This window comes from Halorubellus litoreus (assembly GCF_037081675.1).
In the GTDB taxonomy this organism is placed as follows: domain Archaea; phylum Halobacteriota; class Halobacteria; order Halobacteriales; family Natrialbaceae; genus Halorubellus; species Halorubellus litoreus.
The window spans coordinates 273,091-291,022 of record NZ_JAZAQL010000001.1; the positions used below are offsets into that span (position 1 = coordinate 273,091).

Genomic DNA, 17,932 nt, shown 5'->3' on the forward strand with positions numbered 1-17,932 from the left:
GCGAAAGCGACTCCGCGCCCGCAGTCGCGTTGACGCATCCGCCACGTTCAAGCGACCGCCCCGAGGAGAGTCGGACATGACACGCGAAGTCTGGCTGAAGGCCGACGACGAGGTCGGCGACTGGGACGCGCGACGGCGTCGCATCACCGCCGGCCTGGAAGCCGGCGTCGACTGGGTGGTCGTCGACGAAGCGGACGTCGAGCGCGTCCGCGAACTCGGCGAAGTGAACGTCGCGGCGTTCAGCGCCGCGGGCGACAGCACGCTCGTCGACGACGCGGAGGACAACGGCGTCGACCGCATCGAGGACGCGGAGGGAGACGACGACGAGGAGGGCACCGACGAGATCGGCGTCGAGCCAGCAGACGCGTACCTCGTCGGGAAAGGCGGTGAAGGGGACGGCACCGTGTCGCTCCCGCCGGACCTCTCCGGGTCCGCGGACCTGTCGACGGTGCGTCGCGGCGCGGCCGACGGCTCGTACGTCGAGATACGCGGGAAGGAGTACGAGGCGTTCGCCGAAGCCGCCGCCGACGCCGGCGAGTACACCATCGTCGTCGGCGAGGACTGGACGATCATTCCCCTCGAGAACCTCATCGCGCGCATCAGCGACGAGACCACGCTCATCGCAGGCGTCGAAACGGCCGAAGACGCCCGGACCGCGTTCGAGACGCTCGAACTCGGCGCGGACGCGGTCCTCCTGGATTCGGACGACCCGGACGTCATCCGCGAGACCGTCGAGGAGCGCGACGCGACCGAACGCGAGAGCCTCGACCTCTCGTGGGCGGAAGTGACGAGCATCGAGCAGACGGGGAGCGCGGACCGCGTGTGCGTCGACACCGCGTCGCTGATGGACGACGACGAGGGGATGCTCGTCGGGTCGATGAGCCGTGGGCTCGTGTTCGTGCACGCCGAGACCGCGGAGTCGCCGTACGTCGCGAGCCGACCGTTCCGCGTGAACGCCGGCGCGGTGCACGCGTACGTTCGGACGCCCGACGGCGGCACGAAGTACCTGAGTGAACTCGGCTCCGGCGACGAGGTCCAGCTCGTGGACGCGAACGGCGACACGCGCGAAGCGGTCGTCGGCCGCGCGAAGATCGAGCGCCGCCCGATGTTCCGCGTGGAACTCGAACGCGACGGCGACCGCTTCGAGACGCTCCTCCAGAACGCCGAGACCATCAAGGTCCATACGCGCGAGGGCCGGACCGCGGTCACGGACCTCGAACCCGGCGACGAACTGCTCGTCTACTACGAGGACACCGCGCGCCACTTCGGCGAGGCGGTCGACGAACGCATCATCGAGAAGTAGCGAGGCGCCACGCGCCTCGATTCAGCGAGGCGGCGCGGCCGCCGAGCAGGGCGCTCCTACGGAGCGCCGGAAACCGAGCCGGCGCTTGCGCCGGTGAGGAAACGTGGCGCCACGCGCCTCGATTCAGCGAGACGGCGAAGCCGTCGAGCCGGGCGTTCGTCGCCGCCGTCTCGGCGGTCGCCTGGCGGTCCGCTCAGTTGTCCGCTGGTTCCTCGAACTCGTACGTGCACCACTGACAGAAACCGTGCGTGGGTTCGACCTCGCGCCCGCAACGCGGGCACGTCGGGCCCTCGGTGGTCTGCGTTGGCCGCTGGAGTGCCTGCACGTACGCGTCCATCATCGCGCCGAACTGGACGACGGTGATGGCGATGGTCCCCCAGTCGGACATGTTCTGGCTGACGTCCTGGGCGTGCGCGAAGAGGCCGTCGAGCGGGACGTCGGCGGTGAGCGCGGACTCCGGGACGAACACCGCGACTGTAGTGATGAAGAGGCCGACGAAGAAGAGGGCGCGCACCCACCGGCGGATGAGGGCCTGACCGAGCCCCGGGAGGAGCAGCGAGCAGATGCCGACGACGACGGCGCGCACCCGAGTACCGAGCATGCGCCGGCGTTTTCCCGCCGGGGACTTTACCGTTCGGTTTCGCGGACACGGCCGGGTCCGGACGGTCGCCGCGGCCAGAGTCGCCGACAGCGCCGCGTCGCTCTCGTCTCACGGTGCGAGACGCCGCTCGCATCGACGTCCCGCGAACGCCGTGGCGGAGCCGTCAGGAGAGCGATTCGACGAGGTCCGCGAGCGTCGCGAGGTCGTACTGGCCGGGCGCCGTCGCGTCCGCGGCGTCGACGGGTGCGTACCCGATCTTCGAGCCGTAGACGGGAGCCACCGCACGGGTGTGTCGCCCGACCGCGCCCATCGCCATCGTCGCGACCGGCTCGTCGCGCGCCGCGAACTCCCTGGTGACCGCGAGCAGGTCGAGCGCGTCCTTCCGCGTCTCCGCGGTGACCGCGAGCTTCGCGACGTCCCCGTGCGCGAGACCCGACTCCAGGGCGTCCCGCATCGCGTCCCGCGACGGCGTCCGCTCGAAGTCGTGACTGGACGCGACCACCGCGACGTCGTTCGCCGCGGCCTCGGCGAGCACGGTCTCGACGCCCGGCGCGTCCGCGGCCAGGCTCGCCAGCTCGACGTCCACCGCCTCAACGGTGTCGACGCTCGCCGCCGCCGCGAGCGACTCCACTCGGTTCCGGGCCGCTTCCGCCTGCACGGCGTCCTGGTCGCTCGGCGGGACGGCAGGCCCCGCCGCGCCGCCCTCCCACGCCGCACGGTTCGTCGCGATGACGGGGAGGTCGCCGTCGTACTCGGCAAGCGCCGTCACCGACGGCGACACCGCCCCCGGCTCCGCCGCCGCGTCCACCGCATCCATCCGATACTCCACCGCGTCCGCGTACTCCCGCGCTACCGTCGTCGCCGCGTCCGCGAGGTCGTCTGTCGCGGCCGCCAGCACGAACGACTCGAAGTCCATGCCTCGCCTTCGCCGCCACCGGGGAAAAACGTGCGCGAAGCGACAGCGTTTGACTGCGCTCGCCCGACCCCAAACCATCATCACGCAGCGAGCGTCCGGAACCGTTACGGCGCCCGTCGGCGTCCTCGCGACGTGATGCAGTTCCGCCCCGAGACCGCCGCCGACCACGACGCGGTGGGCGCGCTCCACCGTGCCGCGTTCCCGACCGACGACGAAGCCCGACTCGTCGACGCACTCCGCGAGCGCGACGCGTTCGTCCCCGCGCTCTCCATCGTCGCGGCCCCCGGCGACGCGTCCGCCGAGAGCGCCACGCTCGACCGCATCCTCGGACACGTGCTCCTCACCGAGGTCGACGTCGCCGGGACCGACGACGCACTCACGCTCGCGCCCGTCGCCGTCCACCCGGCACGCCAGAACGACGGCATCGGGACCGCGCTCGTCGAACACGCGCTCGACCGCTGCCGCGACCTCGACTACGAGGTCGTCGTCCTCCACGGCGACCCCGCGTACTACTCGCGCTTCGGGTTCGAACCCGCGACGTCGTGGGGGCTCGAGAACCCGTTCGACCTCCCGGACGACGACTTCCAGGTGCTCGCACTCGTCGACGGCATCGAGGACGACGTCGCGGGAGCCGTCGGCTACGACGACGCGTTCGACGCGCTCTGAGAAGGAACCGGTCAGTCTCGCAGTCGACGAGGTCGACCGAAACACCTCGAAACGGCGTCCTGGCGGACGCCGTATGCTCGTGTGGGCAGTAATCACGGAAACGGCGTCCTGGCGGACGCCGTATGCTCGTGTGGGCAGTAATCACGGAAACGGCCGCCTGGCGGCGGCCGGATGCTCGTGCAGGCAGAACGACCGGAAACGGCGTCCGAGAGGACGCCGTATGCTGGTGCGGGCAGTGAATCCAGAAACGGCCGCCTGGCGGCGGCCGTATGCTTGGACAGTCAGTTACGCCAGTCCGAGCGTATCCTCGGCTTCGAGGAGTTCGTGGTAGCGGTTGCGGATCGTGACCTCGCTGATGTCCGCGACCTCGCTGACCGCGGCCTGCGTCGTCTTCTCGTTCGTGAGGAGACTCGCCGCGTAGACGGCGGCGGCGGCGAGCCCGACGGGGGACTTCCCGGAGTGAACGCCCTTCTCCTTCGCGGTCTTCAGGAGCGAGCGAGCGCGGTGCTCGGCCTCGTCGCTGAGTTCCAGGCCGCTCGCGAACCGCGGCACGTAGCTCTCGGGGTCCGCGGGCTTGACCTGCAGCCCGAGTTCGCGGACGACGTACCGGTACGTGCGAGCGACCTCGTTCTTCTCGACGCGCGAGACCTCGCTGATCTCGTCGAGACTGCGCGGGACGCCAGCCTGCCGCGCGGCGGCGTACACGGAGGAGGTCGCGACACCCTCGATGGAGCGACCGGGGAGGAGGTCCTCGTCGAGCGCGCGCCGGTAGATGACCGACGCCGTCTCGCGGACGTTGTCCGGGAGGCCAAGGGCGGAGGCCATCCGGTCGATCTCGCCGAGGGCCTGCTTGAGGTTGCGCTCCTTGCTGTCGCGGGTGCGGAAGCGCTCGTTCCACTTGCGGAGGCGCTGCATCTTCTCGCGCTGGCGGGAGTCCAGCGAGTTGCCGTAGGCGTCCTTGTCGCGCCAGTCGATGTTCGTCGACAGGCCCTTATCGTGCATCGTGTTCGTCGTCGGCGCGCCGACGCGGGACTTCTCGTTCTTCTCCTGGGCGTCGAACGCGCGCCACTCGGGGCCGCGGTCGACCTCGTCGGTGTCGACGACGAGCCCGCACATGTTACAGACGGTCTCCTGACCGTCCTGGACGACGTCACCGTTGCATTCGGGGCAGGTTACCTCGTCGCCCTCCTGTTTCTCGTCCTCTGTGCTCGCGACTCGCGTTCGGGTTCGTGTTCGTGCGTCGGTCATGGTTGGTGCGAAGGCGGGGGCTACCGGGGTGGAGCGGCCGAAGGTGAAAACCCGGGCGCCCGCAGTTCCGTAACACCTTGATGCCACACGCCAGTACAAAAGGGTTTCGGAATTTTGTTCCAGAACCGGAGTAATCACGAACGAGACCGGTGCGTGTGAACGAACAACAAAACAACTAAATACCACGACGTGGTCGCCAGTTCGTCCGTATACGAGCACCGGCGACCGGGAGCGACCCGCGCGAATCCCGCACCCAGCGTCGACCCGCACATGGGTCAGTAACGCCTATACGGGCGGCGGCCCCTCTCATCTCGTATGTTCGTCGGCGTCGGCTCCACGAATCCCGTGAAGCGTTCCGCGACAGAATCCGCCATCGGTGGGATGCCCGGCCTCAACGTCGAGGCCGTCGACGTCGACAGCGGCGTCCCCGAGCAACCACGCGGCCACGCCCAGACGCTCGAAGGCGCCGTCACGCGAGCACGTCGCGCCTACGAGGGCGGCGGGTTCGACCTCGGCGTCGGCATCGAAGGCGGCGTCGCCGACTTCGAGGGCACCGACGGCCTCTACCTCGTGATGTGGGCCGCGGTCACCGACGGCGACCGCGTCGAGACCGCGAGCGGGCCCGCACTCAGACTCCCCGACGACGTCGCCGCCCGCGTCGACGCCGGCGAGGAACTCGGGCCCGTCATGGACGACGTCTACGGCCGCGAGAGCGTCGCCACCCAGGAAGGCGCCGCCGGCGTCCTCACCGGGAACGCCGTCACGCGAACGACAGCGCTCGAGACCGCGGTCGCCGGCGCACTCGGCCCGTTCGTCACCGACGCGTACTGACCCACGCGAGCGGCCGCTCGCCCCCAACCGACCTCGACGCGCCGACGCGCTACTGGTTCACCATCTCCGATTCGGCCGTCTCCGGGGACTCCGCGCTCTCCGCGACCGCCTCCGTGAGCGAGACGTTCAGCACGAGCATCGACCCGAGCCCGCCGAGGACCGTGACCACGTTCTTCACGAAGTGGTCGACGACCGCCACCGCGAGCGCGACCTCGCCCGTGATCGGCGCGGGCGTCAACCCGACGACGAGGAGCGTGAACGCACCCTCGTAGAGCCCGACGCCACCAGGCGTGAGCGGGAGGACCTTCGCGAGGTTCCCGACGCTCACCGCGAAGAACGCGACGCCGAGGAGCGTCGGGAGCGCGAGCACGTCGAACGCGCCGAACGCACGCATCACGACGACCGCCGTCACGACGTCGAGCGACCAGATGACGACCGAGCTCGCCGCGATACTCGCGAACGCCCGCTCGTCGTTCGCGACGCGCTGGATGTCGCCGACGAACTGCTCGAGGACGCCCGCGACCATCGACACGTACGAGTCCGACGACACCCGCGAGAGCGCCGCCTCGATGCGGTTCCCGTCGCTGCGTGCGGACGCGAAGATGGCGAGGACGCTCCCGATGGCGAGCGCGCCGACGACCCCGGCGAGGTACACCGCCGTCCGGCCCGCCTGCCCCGCGTCCCCGGCGCCCGTCCCGCCGTCGCCGACGACGACCGAGAGCAGTTCCGTTGCGTTCCCGGTCGCGACGAGCGCGACGAGGACGCTCCCGGCGAGCATCGTGATGGTGAGGAGGTCGAACACGCGCTCCACGGCGAGCGACGCGAACCCCGACGGATACGGCACCTTCCGACGCGCCTTCACGACGTACGCGCGGACCGCGTCGCCGGCGCGAGCGGGGAACACGAGGTTCCCGGTCTGACTGATGAATATCGCGCCCGTCAGGAACCCGACGTCGCTATCGTACCCAATCTCCGCGAGGATGTCGCGGTACCGGATACCCCGTAGCGGCCAGGAGAGCACGTACACGACCGCGGAGGCGGCGACGAGCGTCGCGTTCGCGTTCGCCATCTTCGCGACGACCTCCGACGGGTCGAGGTACAGCGGCATCAGGAGGACGGCGACGAGCGTCAGGAGCGTGCCGGCGACGATACCGACGCGGCGGTTCACTCGCGGCGACACCGACAACTCCCACCACGTCCGCAGTATCTGGCTGCCCATCCCGAAGACGTCCCGGACGAGGTCGACCTTCGTGTCGCCCTTGGGCTCCCAGTCCACCGCGAACTCCTTGACGCGCAGCCCGCGGCGCTGCGCCTTCACGAGGACTTCGGTGTCCCAGAACCAGTGCTGGTCCTGAACCGCCGGCATGAGCTCCTGGAGCGCGTCCCGGTCGAACGCCTTGAACCCGCACTGGTGGTCGCGCACGTCCGAGCGCAGGAACAGTCGGGCGAGCCCGTTGAATACGCGACTCGGAACGCCGCGTTTCGCGGGTCTGTCTGCTTCGCGACCGCTCATCCAGCGCGAGCCGGTCGCGACGTCGTACCCCTCGGTTCGGATGGACTCGACGAGTTCCTCGAGGTGCCGCATGTCCGTGGCGAGGTCCGTGTCGAAGTACACGAGCGTGTCGCCGTCGGCGGCCTGGAAGGCGCGTTCGAGTGCGCCGCCGCGACCGAGTCGCTCGTCGGAGTGGAAGTGCCGGACGCGGTCGTCCGCGGCCGCCATCTCGTCCGCGATCTCGGGCGTGGCGTCGTCGCAGCCGTCTTCGGCGACGATGACCTCGAAGGCGTCGGCGGGGAGGAACTCGGCGAGCGTTGCGAGCGTCGTCTCCACCGTGTTCCGGATGGTGGATGCTTCGTTGTACGCGGGGAGGACGACGCTCACCTCGACCGACCTGCTGCTCATTGACTACGTCTCCATTCCCCGCCGGTAAGAAGGTTCTCCCAAGTCCTGCGACCTGCCAGCGAATGTCGAATTTCGTCGCGCTGTCACGCCGAGTGCGGTGGCCTGCGTTCACCGACGCCCGTCGACGGGACGCCGCGTCAGGGAGCGGCGAGCGACCGAGGGCACGCCTCGATGATCGACGTCCCGGTAGGGTCGACGAGCGACACCGCGGACGCGTCGGCGATCGCCTCGTCGTCGCGCTGGTACGGAGAGGGGCGTAAATCGAGCGTTACTCGCCGCCGGTCCCGACTCGCACCGACGCGAGCGGCGGGTGCCGTTAACCGGCTGTACCAACCCCGGGGGTCGAGACGCAGCGCCACGCCAGTTGCGCCCCAGGAATCGCAAGCAGGCGCCGGATTAACTCCCCGTACCAAACCCCCTAAGGGTGAACGGCGCTTCGATGGAGGTATGAGCACGAGTGCCGCGGCGACGACCGACCTCTCGGACAAGCAATGCCGGATCCTCGAGTACCTCCGCGAGAAGGCGGAGATGAAGACGTACTTCAAGTCCCGCCTCATCGGGCAGGACCTCGACATGACCGCGAAGGAGGTGGGAACGAACATGACCGCCATCGCCGGCGGTGACTTCGACGTGGACGTCGAGAAGTGGGGGTACTCCTCGTCGACGACGTGGAAGGTGACCGTCTGAGGCGGTCGGTCGTCCGTTCGGGTCGACGACCTCGACCCCTGTCGTCATCGACCTGTCATCCGCTGTGACCTCGTCGGGCCGTGACACCCCGACGGGGTCGTCCGGGCCGCTCGCGCCCGCTTGCGACTCGTTTTCGCCCCTTCATCGGGGTCTTCGCTGTCCTTCGCACTCTCGAGTTCGTATTTCAGCGCACCGAATCGTGCCAAACGTTGCCACGTACCGAACAGTTTATGATGAACGTTGATTATAGATTACTCGTTATGACCGCGACCCTCCGGGTGTACCACAGAGCGTACACGCCCATCTCCAAACCACTCGACGAGATCGTCGCCGCGGCACGCACGCTCGACACGACCGGGAACGTCGACGCCTGCACGTTCACCGAATGGCCAACCACCGTCGCCCTCGACAGCGACTGCGAACCAGTCACCCTCTACGAGACCCTCACCGACTGGGCAGAAACCGAACACGTCGACCCCACCACACCGTTCCGCATCCACACCCGAACCAACCCCGTCACGAACGCCGAACAGCACGTCCTCCACACCCCAGTCGTCTACCTCACGCTCGAACGCGACGGCGAACTCGTCGGCGCCGCCCCCTGCACGCTCGACGACGGCACCCACGTCACCGCCCGGGACTTCCTCGACGCCATCCAGGACGGCGACGACCCACTCGACGGCCGCAGCCTCGACGCCATCGCAGCCTGAATCGAACCACAGCAGTCGCTCACCCGTGTACGAATCACGACAGCCAGCGAGAACCCGCCTCAGCCGTCGAACGTCACCAGGTCCGCCGCGTCGCGCGCCAACTGGACCGCGCGCTCGTCGAAACTGTCCGCGTACCCGACGACGAGCATCAGCACCGTCTCCGGCGCCGCAACAGCGTACCCGTCCTCGCGCGACAACAACCCCGCCGCCTCCAACTCGCCCGCGTACTTGCTGACCGTCGGCCGCGACACCCCGAGCTCGGTCGCCAGGTCCGACGCCGACGCCGACGGGTCCGCGAGCAACGTCACGAGCATCCCGCGCGGCGTCTCCCGACGCAGATACCCGAGTGCCGTCATCTCGAACTCCGAGAACTGCCCACCGGGATACAGGCGTTTGTAATCACCATCCCGGTACACCGTCACTCGCCCCTCGTCGACGAGCTGGCGGACGTGATGCTGGGTCTCGCCCGTCCCCAACTGGAGGTCGTCCCGGACCTTCGAGAAGTGCGCGCCCGGCGTCGTCGACAGGTAGCCCGTGATGGCATCGCGAACGTCGCTCTCCGAGGCGTCCGCCGCCGAATCCGCGTCGGAGAACTTCGCGAGTGGACTGGCCGCCCCGAGCGCAGCGAACCGCTTGAGGGTCGCGCGCTTGCGCTCGTCGACGCCATCCTGATCAGTCATCTATCGGATGCACGTATCACGCCGAAGAATAAAACCGCTTCGCCTGGAGGAGCCGACGGTCGCGCCGACCGCGCCGTCAGTTCGACTTCGAGTCGTCCCCGCCCTCCATCTGCTCGTCGGCGGGATTGAACTCGTCCTCCATCTCCGCGATGACGTCGTCGGGGTCGGAGATCTGCGCGGTGTCCTCGCCCTCCTTGATGGCTTGCGCCTGCTCCTCCATCGCTTCGACGTCGGGCTCGCTCTCCTCCTCGATCTGCCCGAGGATCTCGTCGATGTCGTCGAGTCCGAGGATCTCGCGAGTCTCCTCGTCGAAGTCCTTCGTCTCCAGCTCGCCGTCGCCGGTCTTCACGTCGCTCCCGGTGAGGTGCTTGCCGTAGCGACCGAGCATGCTCGACAGCTCCTGCGGGAGGATGAACGTCGTCGACTCGCTCTGCCCGATGTTCTCCAGGCTCTCGAGGCCCTTGTCGATGATGGCGCGCTCGCCCATCGCCTCCGCGGACTTCGCGCGGAGTACGGTCGAGATCGCGTCACCCTGCGCCTCGAGGATCTGGCTCTGCTTCTCACCTTGCGCGCGGATGATGTTGGACTGCTTCTCACCCTGCGCTTCCTCGATCGCACTGCGCCGTTCACCCTGCGCTTCGAGAATCATCGCACGGCGACGACGCTCGGCGGACGTCTGCTGCTCCATCGCCTGCTGGACGTCCTTCGAGGGGTTGACCTCGCGGACCTCGACGGACTCGACGCGGACACCCCACTCGTCGGTGGGTTCGTCGAGCTCCTTCCGGATGCGCGCGTTGATCTCCTGTCGCTTGTTGAGCGTGTCGTCGAGCTCCATGTCGCCGATGACGGCGCGGAGCGTGGTCTGCGCGAGGTTCGAGACGGCGCGCTTGTAGTCGTCGACCTCGAGGAACGCCTTCTTCGCGTCCATGACCTTGATGTAGACGACGGCGTCCGCGGTCACGGGCGAGTTGTCGCGCGTGATGGCCTCCTGGCGCGGGACGTCGAGCGTCTCCGTCCGCATGTCGAACGTGTACGTCTTCGACACGAACGGCGTGACGAAGTTGACACCCGGGTCCAGGAGCTTCTGGTACTTCCCGAATCGGGTGTACGCTCGCTTCTCGTACGCGTTGACGATCTGGACGGAACTGGCGAGCGCGGCGATCGCGAGGACCAGTACGATGACGACGAGCAGCAGCACTATCGTGCCGCCGACACCCTGCAGTGGTATCAGTACCATAGTTCGACGTTAGATGGACGAGCAAAAAGCCTTCCTGTTTGTTCACTAACTAAACGAGGTTGATACTGGCTACGCGCGCTCCGTCTCTGTCTCCGTCTCGGACTCGTCGCGGTCGCGAGACGACTCCGACCGCGCACCCTCGCTCGACGACGACTCCGGTTCGTCGCTCGCCTCGTCACCCGCTTCCTCACGCGACGTCTCCTCCGATTCGTCGTTCGACCGAGCCGCTTCCTCGCGACCGCGAGCGAGCTCGCGGTCGATGCTGTCCTCCCGGACGACGTCCAGAGACTCCACCGTCAGGACGTTCCCACCGCCGGGATCCGTGACGATGACCTCGGTGCCCTCCTCGATGTCGCCGTGCTCCGAGCGCGCCCGATAGTTCGGGTCGAACCCACCACCCTCCGAGAGCCGCACTGCACCGCCACGCGCCGTGATCTTCTCCGTGACGATTGCCGTGACCCCCGACAGGTCGTCCGAGTCGGTCGTCTGCCCGCGGTCCGGGCCATTGTAGAGGTCCATCTCGCGGAACGCGAAGTACGCGAACACCCCGAACGCGACCGTCATCAAGCTCAGTGCGACGACGCTCGTGAACGCACCACCCAAGAGGATACCGACGAGTCCCGCGAGGAACAGCGCGACGCCGACGACGACGAACTGCGCACCCGGAATCACCGCCTCGGCGAGCATCAGTCCCGCACCCGCGAGTACCAACAAAAGCGGTAATCCCACTCCAAGCAGAGGGTCAGCCATACCCGGACGTTGGCAGGCACGCCGATTAAACCTTGTGCGCTCCCGTGGAACGCGCTCTCGCCGGTCAGACGCTGAGCACGAGCACGGCGACGAGTGCGAGCACCGAAACGACGCCGAGGACGACGAACGCGGCGTGCTCGACGTCCACGCGCTGCGGCTCGATGGGGTCGTCGCCCGACGGATAGTCGGGTTCGTCGTCCTCGAGGTCCGCGAGGTCGTCCGCGACCGCCTCCCGGAGCTCGTCGTCGACGCCGTCGCGCTCGGGCGCGTCCGGCGGCACGGGCTCGTTCAGGTCGCGGGTCGCGTCGACCGACCCGTCGCCGCGCTCCTCCCGGGGGCCACCCCAGGCGTCGGCGTCGCGGTCGGTCGAGGAGGTCTCGTCAGTCATGGTGTACAGTTACGCGCCGAGGTGCAAAAGCCGACGGGTCCACCTGCGCGCCCCCGAGCACTCGATTCGATCCACCCGCACGTCGGTCGCGGCCCGGGCGGTCGTCGCCTTCCGCGTCGGTCAGCTCTCGGGGAGGTCGCGTCGCTCGCGGCGTATCTCGCCCTCGTAGACGACGCCGCGTTCGGCGTCGAGCGTGACCGTCTCGCCCTCGTAGTCGCGGCCGACCGGCGCGCCGCTTATCATCGGGATGCCGACCTCTCGAGCGACCATCGCAGGGTAGCCCGTCATCCCCGAGCGCGCGTCGACGATGCCCGCGAGCTTCGAGACGTCGCCGTCGAACTCGTCGTCGAAGTCCGCGTCGAGCGCGACGATGGCGCCCGCCGGAACGGCCGCGAGGTCGCCGTCGTCGACGTGATGGAGCGGCCCGACGCCGTACCCGGAGACGACGCCGCGACCGGCTGCGAGCGTCTCCGCGGCGATGTGGACCTTCAGGACGTTCGTCGTCCCCATCCCCTCTATCTCGGTCATCATCCCGGAGAGGACGACGACGGTGTCGCCGCTCTCCGCGACGCCGGCGTCGAGCGCCGCCTGCACGGCGTTCTCGATGACGTCGTCCGCGCCCTTCACGCCGAGCGGTGCGTACTCGGCGTGCACGCCCCAGGAGAGCGCGAGCTGGCGTCGGATACCGTCCGTCGTCGTCGCCGCAACGATGGGGACGTTCGGGCGGTACTTCGCGGTCTTCAACGCCGTGTACCCGGACTCGGTTCCGGCGACGATGGCGGTCGCCCCGAGGTCTCGCGCGAGGTAGCGTGCGGACCGCGCGAGCGCGTCGGTCCTGGATTCCTCGGCGCCCGGGACGCGGCGTTCGTTCGTCTCGTCGTACTCCGCGTCGCCCTCGACCTGCCGGATGATGCTGTCCATCGCCGACACCACCTCGACGGGGTGGTCGCCGATGGCGGTCTCCGCGGAGAGCATGACGGCGTCGGTCCCGTCGAGCACGGCGTTCGCGACGTCGCTCGCCTCGGCGCGCGTCGGCCGGCGCTCGTGCACCATCGAGTCCAGCATCTCCGTGGCGGTGATGACGGGCGTCCCCGTGCTCTGGCAGCGGCGGATGATGCGTTTCTGTATCATCGGGACCTCCTCCATCGGGAGTTCCACGCCGAGGTCGCCGCGCGCGACCATGATGCCGTACGCGGTGTCGATTATCTCCTCGAGGTTGTCGACCGCGCCGGCGCGTTCGATCTTCGCGACGATGGGGATGTCCGCGCCGAACTCCTCTAGGACCTGCGAGACCTCGAGGACGTCCGCGGCGTCGCGGACGAACGACGCGGCGACGAAGTCGACGTCGTGCTCGGCCGCCAGTCGGAGGTCCTCGCGGTCCTTCTCGGTGACGACGTCGAGGTCGAGGTCGACGCCGGGCGTGTTCACGCCCTTCCGGCCCGCGAGCTCGCCGCCGTCGTCGACGTGCGCGTGCACGCCGTCGGCGTCGACTCCCGTGACGGTCGTCTCGATGCGGCCGTCGTCGAGGAGTACCTTGTCGCCGACCGCCAGCCCGTCGAGGTCGTAGGAGAGGCCGACGACGTCGGGCGTGGCGGTGTCGCCTTCGACGAACGTGACGTCGCTGCCGTCCTCGATGTGGATGGGGTCGTCCAGTGGCGCGGTCCGTACTTCCGGGCCCTGCATGTCGACCATCGTCGCGAGCGGGACGTCGGTCTCCTCGTCGACCGACCGGACCGTCTCGACGATGTCCGCGCGCGACTCCAGCGTGCCGTGACTGGAGTTGACGCGCGCGACCGACATGCCGGCCTCGCAGAGGTCGCGTATCGTCCGCCGGTCGGCCGACGCCGGGCCGAGCGTGCAGACGATCTTGGCTCTTCGCATACCTGCCGATTCTGTGGCGCCGTCCAAAAGCCTTCGCGATTAACTAAGTTTCGAGTAGTCTCGTTCGCGGTCGCCCGAACCCGGGGCCTCGTAAGGCTCCAGCCCCCTGCTTCGAGCATGACGCGTTCACCGACCGTCCTCGTCGTCGGCGGCGGCGCGACCGGCGCCGGCGTCGCACGCGACCTCGCACGCCGCGGTATCGACGTCGCGCTCGTCGATCGCGGTGGCCTCGGGAGTGGGACGTCCGGCCGTTCGCACGGCCTCCTGCACAGCGGCGCGCGGTACGCCGAATCCGACCCGGTCGGCGCCGAGGAGTGTATCGAGGAGAACCACGTCATCCGCGAGATAGCGGGCGAGTGCGTGCGCGACACCGGTGGACTGTTCGTCGAGCTCGCCGCCGACGACCCCGCGTACTTCGACGCGAAGCGCGCGGCCTGCGAGGACGTCGGCATCCCCACGACCGTCCTCGACGCGGCGGCGGTCCGCGAGCGCGTACCCGACATCGCCCCGGACGTCGAGCGCGCGATGGCGGTCCCCGACGGCGTCGTCTATCCCTCGCGGCTCGTCGCGGCGAACGCCGCGGCCGTCGAGGCGAACGGCGGCACCGTCCACCCGCACGCGCCTCTGGAAGCCCTCACCGTCGAGGACGGTCGCGTCCTCGCGGCGACCATCGGCGGGCGCGTGGACGCGACGTTCGAGCCGGCGTTCGTCGTGAACGCCGCCGGCGCGTGGGCGGGCGACGTCGCCGCGATGGCCGGCGTCGACGTCGAGATGGCGCCCGCGCGCGGTGCGATGGTCGCCGTCGACCACGGCGCGCTCGGCCCCGTCCTGAACCGCTGCCGGGAACCCGAAGACGGCGACATCGTGCTCCCGCACGCCGACGAGGTCGTGCTCGGGACGACGAGCGTCCCCGTCGACGACCCCGACGAGTACGAGCGCGCCGACTGGGAGCGAGCGCGCTGCGTCGAGGAGTGCGCGGCGATGCTACCGGCCGTCGCCGACGCCGAGGTGACTCGCACCTGGTGGGGCGTCCGCCCGCTGTACGCGCCCGACGAGGCCGACACCGACCGACGCGGCATCTCGAGGGGGTTCTTCGCGCTCGACCACGCCGACGACGGCGTCGCGAACCTCGCGAGCGTCGTCGGCGGGAAGCTCACGACGTACCGGCGGATGGCCGAAGCGACCGCGGACCTCGTCGCCGACCACCTCGGCGTCGACGAGCCGTCGACGACCGCCGACGCCACGCTCCCCGGCGCGGACGACCCCGACCGCCTGGACGCGTTCGCCGACCGGTACGACGCCCGGAACCCGTCGGACGCGAACCTTTACGACGCCGCTCGCTGACGGCGACGGCGGACCGCGCGACCGTTCGGCGCTACTCGCGTACCACGAGGACGTCCACGGGCGACTCGTGGACGACGCGGTCGCTCGTGCTCCCGAGGAGCCGGGACCCGAGCCCGGACTGTCCGCTCGCGCCGACCACAGCGACGTCCGCGTCCACCTCCTCGCCGTACGACACGATGACCTCGTACGGCAGTCCTTCGACGACCGCGCGCTCGTGGTCGACGCCCGCCTCCTCGGCGACCGCCTCCGCGTCGTCGAGCGCGGCAGTCGCCATCGTCTGCAGGCTCTCGGTCAACTCCTCGGCGACGGTCCCGACGCCCGACGCCGCCATCGACACGCCGACGTCGACGACGTACAGGCAGTGCACGGTCGCGTCCGTCGCCGCCGCCAGCGACACCGCTCGCTCGACCGCTTCATGGCCGCCATCGCTCCCGTCGGTCGCCACGAGTACGACGTCGTACATGCCTCGACAGACGACGACGAGCCGCAAAAAACCAGGGTCGAACTATCGAACGGGCGCCCCGAATCCGTCCAGGCGACTCGTGGGACTACCGGACCTTCGTACCCGGCTCGCTGTCGCCGTGGGTCGTGAGGAGGTCCGCGTCCTCGCCCGCGGCGAGCACCATCCCGTTGGATTCGACGCCGAACAGCTCGTTCTTCTCCATGTTCGCCACGACCACGACCTTCGTGCCCGGGAGCTCGTCGAGGTCGTGGAGTTGCTTGATGCCCGCGACGACGGTGCGCGTCTCCGCGCCCAGGTCGACGTCGAGCTTCGCGAGCTTGTCCGCGCCCTCGATGCCCTCGGCGGCCTCGACGCGCCCGACGCGCAAGTCCATCGTCTGGAAGTCGTCGAAACTGATGCGGTCCTCGCTGAGAGGTTCGATGTCGTCGCTCACGCTCTCACTGTCGTCCTCGGCGGAGTCGTCGCTTTCGGTCTCGGTCGCGGCAGCGTCCCCCGCGTCGTCGGTGTCGTCGCCGTCGTGCCCGTCCGCTTCGGCGTCCGCGACCTTCTCCGCGAGTTTCGCCTCGAGCTCCTCGACGCGCTCGTCCTCGACCTGCTCGAAGAGCTCGTCGGGCTCGCCGAACGCCCCCGGTGACTCGTGGGCGGCGTCGAGCGTGACCGCGTGGACGTCCGCGTCCGCGCCGAGCTGGGAGAACGCGCGCTCGGCCTTCTCGGGCATGAACGGCTCCATGAGGACCGCGACCGCCTTCGCGACCTGCACGCAGTCCCGGATGACCTTCGCTTGCTCGTCGCCGCCGTCCTCGAGCTTCCAGGGTTCGTGCCCCTGGATGTACTCGTTCCCGAACCGCGCCAGGCGGACGCCCGCCTCGCTCGCCCCGCGGAGGTCGTACTCGTTCACCGCCACCTGGAACTCCTCGACGGCCTCGTCGATGCGCGCCGCGACGTCGTCGCTGACGTCGACAGCGGGCGTGCCGTCGAAGTTCCGCGCGGCGAACAGCAGGCTCCGATAGAAGAAGTTCCCGACCGTCCCGACGAGCTCGCCGTTCACGCGCTCGGCGAACCGCTCCCAGGAGAAGTCGAGGTCCTGCTGGAACCCGCCCATCGTCGTCAGATAGTACCGCAGGAGGTCCGGGTGGAAGCCCTCGTCGAGGTACTCGTGGGCCCAGATTGCGCGATTCCGGCTCGTCGACAGGCCCTTCCCGTTGATGGTGACGAACCCGGTCGCACACACTGCTCGGGGAGCCGTATAGCCCGCGACCTCGAGCATCGCCGGCCAGAAGATGGTGTGATGCTGGATGATGTCCCGGCCGATGACGTGGATGATCTCGCCGTTCCCCGCCGCTCCAGCGCCAGCGTCCGGTTCCCCGTCCTCGCCCTCGGCTTGGGGCTTCCAGACCTGCTCCCAGTCGTACGCGTCCGCGCCGACGCGCTCCGTGTACTGCTTCGTCGACGAGATGTACTCGATGGGGGCGTCCACCCACACGTACAGCACGAGTTCGTCCTCCGCGCCCGGGTAGTCGATACCCCAGTCCATGTCGCGCGTGATACACCAGTCCTGGAGACCGTTCTCGATCCACTCGCGGGGCTGGTTGCGGGCGTTACTCGTGCCTTCGAGGCCGTCGAGGAACTCGGTGAGGTACTCGGAGAGTTCGCTCACCGCGAAGAACTTGTGCTCGCGGTCGCGGTACTCTGCCGCGTTCCCCGTGATGGTGCTCTGGGGGTTCTCTATCTCGCCGGGCTCGAGGTGGCGGCCGCAGCCGTCGTCGCACTCGTCACCGCGCGCGGTCTCCCCGCAGTACGGGCACGTCCCGCGGACGTACCGGTCCGGGAGCGGCTGGTCCTCCTCGGGGTCCCACGCGACCTTGATCTCCTTCTCGTAGACGTACCCCTCGTCCTCCAGCGTCGCGACGATGTCCCGCGTCAGCTCGGTGTTCGTCGCGTCGTGCGTGTGCCCGTAGTTGTCGAAGTCGACGTTGAACTTCGGGAACGTCTCCTCGTACTGCTCGTGGTACGCCATCGCGAAGTCCTCGGGGTCGACGCCGTCCTGTTCGGCGCCCACCGCGATGGGCGTCCCGTGCATGTCGCTCCCGCAGACGTACGCGGTCTGCTGGCCGAGCTTGCGGAGCGCTCGATTATACGCGTCCGCGGCTGTGTACCCTCGGAGGTGACCGATGTGGAGGTCGCCGTTCGCGTACGGCAACCCGCACGTCACCACCGCGGGCTCGTCTGTCGGATACTCGTCGCTGCTCATGCCTGTTCCTCCGGTCGGTGCGGGCCTAAAACCCGCCGGTTCGTGCCTGGATCCATGATCCCTGGTCGCGACTGCA

The 17,932-nt window shown here is 69.0% G+C and carries 17 protein-coding genes; 6 read left to right on the forward strand and 11 right to left on the reverse strand.

Annotated elements, in window-relative coordinates:
• Positions 1–76: 76 nt before the first annotated feature.
• The gene (locus tag VYJ16_RS01415; protein ID WP_336348541.1) at positions 77–1,303 is read left to right on the forward strand and encodes a 3-dehydroquinate synthase II; all 1,227 of its coding nucleotides are present in this window, start codon (positions 77–79) and stop codon (positions 1,301–1,303) included.
• Between the two features lie 193 nt (positions 1,304–1,496).
• On the opposite strand, the gene VYJ16_RS01420 is transcribed toward VYJ16_RS01415, so the two are convergent.
• Positions 1,497–1,904 carry a DUF7575 domain-containing protein gene (locus VYJ16_RS01420; protein ID WP_336348542.1) on the reverse strand — a complete coding sequence of 136 codons (408 nt, stop codon included), beginning with the start codon at positions 1,902–1,904 and terminating at the stop codon, positions 1,497–1,499.
• 163 nt (positions 1,905–2,067) lie between these two features.
• Positions 2,068–2,820 (reverse strand): type I 3-dehydroquinate dehydratase, encoded by a 753-nt coding sequence (locus VYJ16_RS01425; protein WP_336348543.1) that lies wholly within the window; start codon positions 2,818–2,820, stop codon positions 2,068–2,070.
• Positions 2,821–2,955: 135 nt separating this feature from the next.
• Here VYJ16_RS01425 and VYJ16_RS01430 point away from each other — a divergent pair, with 135 nt between their 5' ends.
• Complete coding sequence (locus tag VYJ16_RS01430) at positions 2,956–3,486, forward strand: GNAT family N-acetyltransferase (RefSeq protein WP_336348544.1); 531 nt, start codon at positions 2,956–2,958, stop codon at positions 3,484–3,486.
• A gap of 285 nt (positions 3,487–3,771) precedes the next feature.
• Here VYJ16_RS01430 and VYJ16_RS01435 read toward each other — a convergent pair whose 3' ends face one another.
• The gene (locus VYJ16_RS01435; RefSeq protein WP_336348545.1) at positions 3,772–4,734 is read right to left on the reverse strand and encodes a transcription initiation factor IIB; all 963 of its coding nucleotides are present in this window, start codon (positions 4,732–4,734) and stop codon (positions 3,772–3,774) included.
• A gap of 315 nt (positions 4,735–5,049) precedes the next feature.
• Between VYJ16_RS01435 and yjjX the strand changes: the two genes are divergently transcribed.
• Complete coding sequence (gene yjjX, locus VYJ16_RS01440; protein ID WP_336348546.1) at positions 5,050–5,565, forward strand: inosine/xanthosine triphosphatase; 516 nt, start codon at positions 5,050–5,052, stop codon at positions 5,563–5,565.
• A gap of 49 nt (positions 5,566–5,614) precedes the next feature.
• On the opposite strand, the gene VYJ16_RS01445 is transcribed toward yjjX, so the two are convergent.
• Positions 5,615–7,465 carry a flippase-like domain-containing protein gene (locus VYJ16_RS01445; RefSeq protein ID WP_336348547.1) on the reverse strand — a complete coding sequence of 617 codons (1,851 nt, stop codon included), beginning with the start codon at positions 7,463–7,465 and terminating at the stop codon, positions 5,615–5,617.
• A 447-nt stretch (positions 7,466–7,912) separates the two neighbouring features.
• Here VYJ16_RS01445 and VYJ16_RS01450 point away from each other — a divergent pair, with 447 nt between their 5' ends.
• Both VYJ16_RS01450 and VYJ16_RS01455 read left to right on the forward strand, forming a co-directional pair.
• Complete coding sequence (locus VYJ16_RS01450) at positions 7,913–8,152, forward strand: DUF7123 family protein (RefSeq protein WP_227131592.1); 240 nt, start codon at positions 7,913–7,915, stop codon at positions 8,150–8,152.
• A gap of 260 nt (positions 8,153–8,412) precedes the next feature.
• Positions 8,413–8,862, forward strand: coding sequence for an HTH domain-containing protein (locus VYJ16_RS01455; protein ID WP_336348548.1), 450 nt, complete (start codon positions 8,413–8,415; stop codon positions 8,860–8,862).
• 59 nt (positions 8,863–8,921) lie between these two features.
• Here VYJ16_RS01455 and VYJ16_RS01460 read toward each other — a convergent pair whose 3' ends face one another.
• The 5 genes from VYJ16_RS01460 to pyk all read right to left on the reverse strand — a co-directional run bounded on the left by VYJ16_RS01460 (position 8,922) and on the right by pyk (position 13,798).
• Complete coding sequence (locus VYJ16_RS01460) at positions 8,922–9,542, reverse strand: winged helix-turn-helix transcriptional regulator (protein WP_336348549.1); 621 nt, start codon at positions 9,540–9,542, stop codon at positions 8,922–8,924.
• 76 nt (positions 9,543–9,618) lie between these two features.
• Entirely contained in the window at positions 9,619–10,779 is a 1,161-nt protein-coding gene (locus VYJ16_RS01465; RefSeq protein WP_336348550.1) for an SPFH domain-containing protein, read from the reverse strand.
• Between the two features lie 69 nt (positions 10,780–10,848).
• Positions 10,849–11,529, reverse strand: coding sequence for an NfeD family protein (locus tag VYJ16_RS01470; RefSeq protein ID WP_336348551.1), 681 nt, complete (start codon positions 11,527–11,529; stop codon positions 10,849–10,851).
• Between the two features lie 64 nt (positions 11,530–11,593).
• Entirely contained in the window at positions 11,594–11,917 is a 324-nt protein-coding gene (locus VYJ16_RS01475; RefSeq protein ID WP_336348552.1) for a DUF7312 domain-containing protein, read from the reverse strand.
• 120 nt (positions 11,918–12,037) lie between these two features.
• Positions 12,038–13,798 carry a pyruvate kinase gene (pyk, locus tag VYJ16_RS01480; protein WP_336348553.1) on the reverse strand — a complete coding sequence of 587 codons (1,761 nt, stop codon included), beginning with the start codon at positions 13,796–13,798 and terminating at the stop codon, positions 12,038–12,040.
• Positions 13,799–13,915: 117 nt separating this feature from the next.
• Here pyk and VYJ16_RS01485 point away from each other — a divergent pair, with 117 nt between their 5' ends.
• Positions 13,916–15,142: an FAD-dependent oxidoreductase gene (locus VYJ16_RS01485; RefSeq protein WP_336348554.1), complete on the forward strand. Its 1,227-nt coding sequence runs from the start codon at positions 13,916–13,918 to the stop codon at positions 15,140–15,142.
• A 31-nt stretch (positions 15,143–15,173) separates the two neighbouring features.
• Here the strand turns inward: VYJ16_RS01485 and VYJ16_RS01490 are convergent, their stop codons facing one another.
• Together VYJ16_RS01490 and metG are read right to left on the reverse strand one after the other, a co-directional pair.
• Positions 15,174–15,605 carry a universal stress protein gene (locus VYJ16_RS01490; RefSeq protein ID WP_336348555.1) on the reverse strand — a complete coding sequence of 144 codons (432 nt, stop codon included), beginning with the start codon at positions 15,603–15,605 and terminating at the stop codon, positions 15,174–15,176.
• Positions 15,606–15,690: 85 nt separating this feature from the next.
• Positions 15,691–17,856: a methionine--tRNA ligase gene (gene metG / locus VYJ16_RS01495; RefSeq protein WP_336348556.1), complete on the reverse strand. Its 2,166-nt coding sequence runs from the start codon at positions 17,854–17,856 to the stop codon at positions 15,691–15,693.
• Positions 17,857–17,932: the final 76 nt, after the last annotated feature.

Coding starts and splice junctions, on each gene's coding strand:
- pyk (WP_336348553.1), bottom strand. CDS start 13,798: ATGCGAAGAGCCAAGATCGTCTGCACGCTCGGCCCGGCGTCGGCCGAC.
- VYJ16_RS01460 (WP_336348549.1), bottom strand. CDS start 9,542: ATGACTGATCAGGATGGCGTCGACGAGCGCAAGCGCGCGACCCTCAAG.
- VYJ16_RS01450 (WP_227131592.1), top strand. CDS start 7,913: ATGAGCACGAGTGCCGCGGCGACGACCGACCTCTCGGACAAGCAATGC.
- VYJ16_RS01425 (WP_336348543.1), bottom strand. CDS start 2,820: ATGGACTTCGAGTCGTTCGTGCTGGCGGCCGCGACAGACGACCTCGCG.
- VYJ16_RS01435 (WP_336348545.1), bottom strand. CDS start 4,734: ATGACCGACGCACGAACACGAACCCGAACGCGAGTCGCGAGCACAGAG.
- VYJ16_RS01445 (WP_336348547.1), bottom strand. CDS start 7,465: ATGAGCAGCAGGTCGGTCGAGGTGAGCGTCGTCCTCCCCGCGTACAAC.
- VYJ16_RS01420 (WP_336348542.1), bottom strand. CDS start 1,904: ATGCTCGGTACTCGGGTGCGCGCCGTCGTCGTCGGCATCTGCTCGCTG.
- VYJ16_RS01485 (WP_336348554.1), top strand. CDS start 13,916: ATGACGCGTTCACCGACCGTCCTCGTCGTCGGCGGCGGCGCGACCGGC.
- metG (WP_336348556.1), bottom strand. CDS start 17,856: ATGAGCAGCGACGAGTATCCGACAGACGAGCCCGCGGTGGTGACGTGC.
- VYJ16_RS01470 (WP_336348551.1), bottom strand. CDS start 11,529: ATGGCTGACCCTCTGCTTGGAGTGGGATTACCGCTTTTGTTGGTACTC.
- VYJ16_RS01430 (WP_336348544.1), top strand. CDS start 2,956: ATGCAGTTCCGCCCCGAGACCGCCGCCGACCACGACGCGGTGGGCGCG.
- yjjX (WP_336348546.1), top strand. CDS start 5,050: ATGTTCGTCGGCGTCGGCTCCACGAATCCCGTGAAGCGTTCCGCGACA.
- VYJ16_RS01415 (WP_336348541.1), top strand. CDS start 77: ATGACACGCGAAGTCTGGCTGAAGGCCGACGACGAGGTCGGCGACTGG.
- VYJ16_RS01465 (WP_336348550.1), bottom strand. CDS start 10,779: ATGGTACTGATACCACTGCAGGGTGTCGGCGGCACGATAGTGCTGCTG.
- VYJ16_RS01490 (WP_336348555.1), bottom strand. CDS start 15,605: ATGTACGACGTCGTACTCGTGGCGACCGACGGGAGCGATGGCGGCCAT.
- VYJ16_RS01455 (WP_336348548.1), top strand. CDS start 8,413: ATGACCGCGACCCTCCGGGTGTACCACAGAGCGTACACGCCCATCTCC.
- VYJ16_RS01475 (WP_336348552.1), bottom strand. CDS start 11,917: ATGACTGACGAGACCTCCTCGACCGACCGCGACGCCGACGCCTGGGGT.